The sequence below is a fragment of the Kerstersia sp. genome (assembly GCF_052103615.1).
Lineage (GTDB): Bacteria > Pseudomonadota > Gammaproteobacteria > Burkholderiales > Burkholderiaceae_B > Kerstersia.
Map to the genome: position 1 here is coordinate 1 of NZ_JBQEKA010000129.1, position 5,763 is coordinate 5,763.

6 protein-coding genes and 1 tRNA gene are annotated in these 5,763 nt (G+C 62.3%); 4 read left to right on the forward strand and 3 right to left on the reverse strand.

What is annotated here, in order from left to right:
* Positions 1-774: lipoate--protein ligase family protein (locus ACTJGZ_RS15605; RefSeq protein ID WP_441663814.1), on the forward strand; the 774-nt coding region annotated here is incomplete at its 5' end.
* Here ACTJGZ_RS15605 and ACTJGZ_RS15610 read toward each other — a convergent pair.
* Positions 762-2,063, reverse strand: coding sequence for a LysR substrate-binding domain-containing protein (locus ACTJGZ_RS15610; protein WP_441663815.1), 1,302 nt, complete (start codon positions 2,061-2,063; stop codon positions 762-764). The two genes, ACTJGZ_RS15605 and ACTJGZ_RS15610, sit on opposite strands and share 13 nt — an antisense overlap.
* Positions 2,064-2,413: 350 nt before the next feature.
* On the opposite strand from ACTJGZ_RS15610, the gene ACTJGZ_RS15615 reads away from it, so the two are divergent.
* Positions 2,414-3,145, forward strand: a complete 732-nt coding sequence (locus ACTJGZ_RS15615) for an alpha/beta fold hydrolase (RefSeq protein ID WP_441663816.1) — start codon at positions 2,414-2,416, stop codon at positions 3,143-3,145.
* A 77-nt stretch (positions 3,146-3,222) separates the two neighbouring features.
* Positions 3,223-4,404, forward strand: coding sequence for a 4-hydroxybenzoate 3-monooxygenase (pobA, locus tag ACTJGZ_RS15620; protein WP_441663817.1), 1,182 nt, complete (start codon positions 3,223-3,225; stop codon positions 4,402-4,404).
* 244 nt (positions 4,405-4,648) lie between these two features.
* Here the strand turns inward: pobA and ACTJGZ_RS15625 are convergent.
* Together ACTJGZ_RS15625 and ACTJGZ_RS15630 are read right to left on the reverse strand one after the other, a co-directional pair.
* Positions 4,649-4,733: transfer RNA gene (locus tag ACTJGZ_RS15625), tRNA-Leu, on the reverse strand.
* A 140-nt stretch (positions 4,734-4,873) separates the two neighbouring features.
* The gene (locus ACTJGZ_RS15630) at positions 4,874-5,425 is read right to left on the reverse strand and encodes a LuxR C-terminal-related transcriptional regulator (protein WP_441663818.1); all 552 of its coding nucleotides are present in this window, start codon (positions 5,423-5,425) and stop codon (positions 4,874-4,876) included.
* 127 nt (positions 5,426-5,552) lie between these two features.
* Between ACTJGZ_RS15630 and ACTJGZ_RS15635 the strand changes: the two genes are divergently transcribed.
* Positions 5,553-5,763 (forward strand): CoA-transferase (locus ACTJGZ_RS15635; protein ID WP_441663819.1); only part of this gene is annotated, 211 nt, incomplete at its 3' end.

The window sequence follows — 5,763 nt, forward strand, 5'->3', positions numbered from 1 at the left end:
GAGCGCAGCTGGCGTGACTATGAATGGCAGCTGGTGGAAACCGCGCCGCTGGCGCCCGCCATGCATCTGGCGCTCGACGAAGTGCTGGGCCAGGCGGTGGCGTCCGGCCAGCGCGCGCCGACCTTGCGGTTCTGGGAATGGAGCCATCCCGCCATCATCATCGGCTGCTTTCAATCGCTGAAAAATGAAGTCGATATGGATGCCGCCCGCGCGCTGGGTGTGGATGTCGTGCGCCGCATTACTGGCGGCGGGGCCATGTTCGTCGAGCCGGGGTCGGCGATTACCTATTCCCTCTATGCGCCTGGCGAACTGGTGCGCGGCATGAGCTTCGCGGAGTCCTACGCGTTCCTGGACGATTGGGTGCTCAAGGCGCTCAATGAATTGGGCATCGCCGCGTTTTATAAACCGCTCAATGACATCACCAGCCCGCAGGGCAAAATAGGCGGAGCGGCGCAGAAGCGTTTCGCCAATGGCGCTGTCTTGCACCATGTCACCATGGCATATGACATGGACGCCAGCAAAATGCTGCAGGTCTTGCGTATCGGGCGTGAAAAACTCAGCGACAAGGGCACGGCCAGCGCAGCCAAACGCGTTGACCCCTTGCGTAGCCAGACCGGCTTGCCGCGCGAGCAGATTGTGGCGCGTATGAAAGCGACGTTCGCCGCGCTGAATGGCGGGACGGCAGGGCAGATTACGCCTGAAGAGTACGCCGCCGCAGAGGCGCTGGCGCAAGGCAAGTTCAGCGGCGCCGCCTGGTTGAATCATTTGCCCTGAGGCGTGACCGGATGGGCCGCCACAGCATCCCGGCAGGCTTGCAGCACGGCCTGCAAGGGCGGCGAAACCCGCGTGCCGGCACGCAGGGCCAGCCCGATAGACCGCCTGGTGCCAGGGGTCTCAACCGGCACAATACAGAAGCCGCCATGGCGCGCATCCTGCTCTGCCTGGCCGCGCGAGGCAATGGCCAGGTGCCCGGTTTGCATGACCAGCGCCTGGGTCATGAGCGGGCTGTTGGCATACAAGCGTCCTGAGGGCGGCGCCAGGCCGCGTGTGGCGAAAATGTGCCGCAGCAGGCGGTCGGCCGGTGTGCCGGGCAGGGGGGTGACCCAGCGCCATTGCGTCAGATCCTGTAATTGCAGGCCGGGCCGAGAGAGGCAGGGATGCCCGGGGGCGGCAACGATGACGAGGTCATCATCGAACAGCGGCAATTGCAGAATATCCGGGCCGGGCGCCTCCCGGCGCAGGGCGCCGGCGATAAGGTCGATATCGGCGCTGCGCAGGCGTTGCAGCAGGTCTTCATAGGTGCCGTCGATAATGCCGACACGCACTGCCGTGTGGGTGTGCAGCAGCGTTTGCAGCGCGCGCGGCAGGAAAATGGGCACGGACAGCGGCAGAATGCCGATGACGATCTGGCCATCGGTTTCTCCGTGCCAGGCGGATAGTTCGCTTTCCAGGCCGCGCAGTTCGGCCAGCGCCTGCTTGACGCGCAAGAGCAGGGCCGCGCCTGGCGGGGTAAGCCAGGTGCCGGACGGCAGCTTGTAAAACAGCCGTATCGCCAGCAGACGCTCCAGCCCTTGCAGGGCGGCGTGCACGGCGGGCTGGGTAATGCCCAGCGCCTGGGCTGCCCGGGATTCGCTGCCGCAGGCGGCAACGCCCAGCAAGGCCTGAACCTGGCTGGGCGTGACGCCGCGGGCAAAACGTTCCGCCGTGTGATCGCTGATCCGTTTGGCCGTGTCGCTGGCCAGGGCTTCCCGCGCGCCAGCCTGCAGGCAGCCTTGCAGCGCCATGGCGCGTGCTGCCATCTGCCGGCCAGCGTCGGTGGGGACCATGCCGCGCGCGGTACGCAGAAAAAGCGCCAATCGGCAATACCGTTCCAGTTGCTGGATGGCGCGTGTAATGGCCGGTTGCGAGATATGGCAGGCCTGCGCGGCGGCAAAAGTGGTGCCGTGCTGCACGACCGCCTGCATGGCGCGCAAGGCGCGCAAGTAGGCGAGCAGCGCGGGCGGGCGCAAGGAAGCAGGCAGGATAGGCTCAGGAGACTGGCTGGCGGCGGAAGTCGTGCTCATGCCTATAGCATAACCATAACGCATGCCATGGCGCTTGCTGCTTTGGTAAGCCTGGCTTGCAAAGCAGGGCAGATAAAGAAAGAAGATCAGGAATATCTGCTTTCAGAAAATCAGGTGTTTACCCCCATATAAATAAAACGCATAGGAGTGCCGGTGTTTTTGATTGGCCGGCCAGGGCGGCGCTGCGATATGGTGGGGGTCAGAATCATGGGCTGGCTGTTAGCTCTTGGCTGCTGGCTGCTGGCTACTGGCTACTGGCTATTGGCTATTGACGATTGGCTGGCCTCGGCGGCATTACGCTGCCTGCCGTGTAACAGAGGAGGCGCGGCAGGCGCCTCAAGGGGGAAAACATGAGCAAACCGGTATTGCTGCTGTTGCCGGGACTGCTGTGCGACGCCGCGGTATGGCGTGAGCAGATGGGCGCTTTGAGTGACTACGAGTGCGTGGTGCCAGACTACGGCAGGGCGGATGCCATTGCTGCCATGGCGGAAGTGGCTTTGGCGGCGGTGCCTGCCGGGCGTTTTGCCGTTGCGGGGCATTCGATGGGCGGGCGCGTGGCGCTGGAAATCGCCCGGCGCGTTCCTGAGCGCGTGGCGCGTATTGCCCTGCTTGATACCGGCGTGCATCCTTTGGCGCCGGGTGCCGCCGGGGAGCGCGAAGTGGCGGGCCGCATGGCCTTGCTGGAGAAGGCGCGGACGCAGGGCATGCGCGCCATGGGGCAGGAATGGGCGCGCGGCATGGTGCGCGAAGCGTGCCTGGATACCCCATTGTTCGACACCATCTTGGCGATGATAGAACGCAAAACACCGGAAATTTTCGCTGCGCAATTGCAGGCCTTGATTGCACGGCCCGATGCGGCCGATGTCATGGCGGGCTTGGCCGGGCTGCCCGGCCCGGTCTTGCTGTCTTGCGGCAGGCAGGATGATTGGAGTCCGGTGTCGCGCCACGAAGAGATGCAGGCGCTGTGCCCCTCGGCCCGTTTGACCGTGATCGAGGATAGCGGGCATATGAGCCCCATGGAACAGCCGCAGGCAGTGACGCAGATGTTGCGCATTTGGCTGGAAGAGGGCAGCCAGGCCTAGGCCTGAACCGCCATGCGCCAGCCTGCTCGCAGGCGGGCGCATGGCGGTTGCCCGCGAAGTATCGGAGGAGACAATTCATGCAAAAAACGAAGCAAACACAGGTTGCAATCATTGGCGGCGGCCCCGCTGGGTTGCTGTTGTCCCATATTCTGGCCTTGCACGGCATTCACAGCGTGGTGCTGGAAAGGCAAAGCCGCGCCTATGTCTTGCAGCGCATCCGCGCTGGCGTGCTGGAGCATGGCACGGTGCAGTTGCTGCGTGACGTGGGCTTGGGGGAGCGCCTGAATCGGGAGGGCCTGGTGCACGACGGCACACTGGTGACCTGGCAGAACGAAGGTTCGCTGGTCATCGACACCACGAAGTACGCCGGCCGGCCGATGATGGCTTACGGCCAGACGGCCATCACGGAAGACCTGTACGCCGCGCATGACCGCGCCGGGACGGAAATCCTGGACTGCGCTCACGATGTGGCTTTGCATGACATAACGGGCGACCGTCCTTATGTCACCTATACCCGCCATGGCGTGGCGGAGCGTCTTGATTGCGATTTCATCGCGGCTTGCGATGGTTTTCATGGCATAGGCAGGCAATCCATTCCTGCCAGCGTGCTGCGCAGCTATGAACAGATCTATCCGTTCGGCTGGCTGGGCATCATGGCGGAAACCCCGCCCATGGAGGATTTGATCTATGCGCGGCATGAGCGCGGCTTTGCTCTGGCATCCCAGCGTAATCCGCAATTGAGCCGGTACTACATCCAGTGCCCGATGGATACGGATCTCAATGACTGGTCGGATGAGCGTTTCTGGGACGAGTTCAGGCAGCGTTTGCCGGCGGAACTGGCGGCAACGGTTGTGACCGGGCCCAGCATCGAAAAGTCCATCGCGCCTTTGCGCAGCTTTGTCGCGGAACCCATGCGCCATGGCCGCATGTTCCTGGCAGGGGATGCCGCGCATATCGTGCCGCCCACGGGCGCCAAGGGCCTGAACCTGGCGGTGTCGGATGTGTATTACCTGTCGCGGGCCTTCGACGCCTACTACACGCATCAGCAGGACAATCTGCTGGAAAATTATTCGCAAACCGCCTTGCGCCGCGTCTGGGCATCGGAGCGGGTATCCTGGTTCCTGACCAAGCTGCTGCATGTATTCCCGCAGGATTCGGGTTTCGAAGAGAAAATGCGCCTCAACGAATTCCAGTATCTGCAGAAATCCGAGCGGGCGCTGGCCACGCTGGCTGAGCAGTACGCCGGGCTGCCGTTCTGAACCCTGGCTGGCTCTTCACCGGCTGCGGCGGGTGAAGGGCTGGCTGAGGCGGCGCAGCATGGGCGCGGCCAGGGGAATGCTGGGGGAATGTCGGGAAAATGCCGGGGAAGGGCTGAAAGAGTGGGGCGCCAAGAACTGGCATCAGGATGCTGCCGGGGAAATATGACAGAAAGGGCACCGCAAAAAGAATGCGGCAGAGAAAATAAAAACGGCTTGAAATCTTTCGATTTCAAGCCGTTGCAATTGGTGCCCAGGAGAGGACTCGAACCTCCACACCCGAAGGCACTAGTACCTGAAACTAGCGCGTCTACCAATTCCGCCACCTGGGCAACGTTTCTTTGACTTGGAAGCCTTCTTTTCGGAAGCTTTTCTGTGTCAGAAGCGTAGGAAAAGAAGTATATGGTGTTTTTTTTCTTGTGTCAACAATAGGGCGGTTTTTTTATGAATATTTTCGTCCTGGAGCGCGGGGCTAGATGGTGAGCATGCGTTGCACCAGGTCTGCCGTCGTCCGCGCGCCGAATTTCCGCATCAGGCTGGCGCGGTGAACCTCGACGGTGCGCGGGCTGATTCCCAGGTCTTTGGCGATCATTTTGGCGGTTTTTCCTTCCAGCAGGCGGGCGGCGACTTCGCGCTGCCTGCCCGTCAGCGGGTGTTCGCTCAGCGGGCGCTGGGCGCTGATATCTTCGAAAGTCCAGATACCTGCTTCGTGCGGATTCTCGCGGCTGAAGGCCCGGCCCGTGACATGGCACCAGAAAAACTGCCCGCTGGCGCGTTTCATAATACGGCTGTCCGAATAGCGCCCTTGGGTGTTGAGGATGGGCGCAATACGTTTTCCCAGGCGTTCAAATTCTTCCACACTGGGATAGAGCTCCAGAAACGAGCGGCCCAGCAGCAGTTCGCGCGAGATCTGGAAGATTTCGCAAACTTCCGCATTGCAATCGACGATGCGCCGCTGGCGCGATAACACCAGGCCGACTGGCGCCATATCGAAGGCCAGACGATAGTCTGAAGCAGGAACCATAGGGACGTGTCCTTAGGAAAAACTACGTAGTGTCCTACGTATTATGCTGGCGCCATCGCTGGAGGCCAAGCCGGGGCATGATGCCCCGGCCGGCGCCGCCAGAATATTCAGGCAAGGAGACATCATGGTGAACAAGGTATATCCGTCTGCCCACGCGGCCCTGCAAGGGCTGGTGGCAGACGGCCAGATCATCGGCGTAGGGGGGTTCGGTCTTTGCGGAATCCCTGAAGCGCTGATTGTGGCGCTGCGTGACAGCGGGGTGAGCGGTCTGACCTGCGTGAGCAATAACGCGGGGGTGGATGGCGCGGGCCTGGGGCAATTGCTGGCCACGCGTCAGG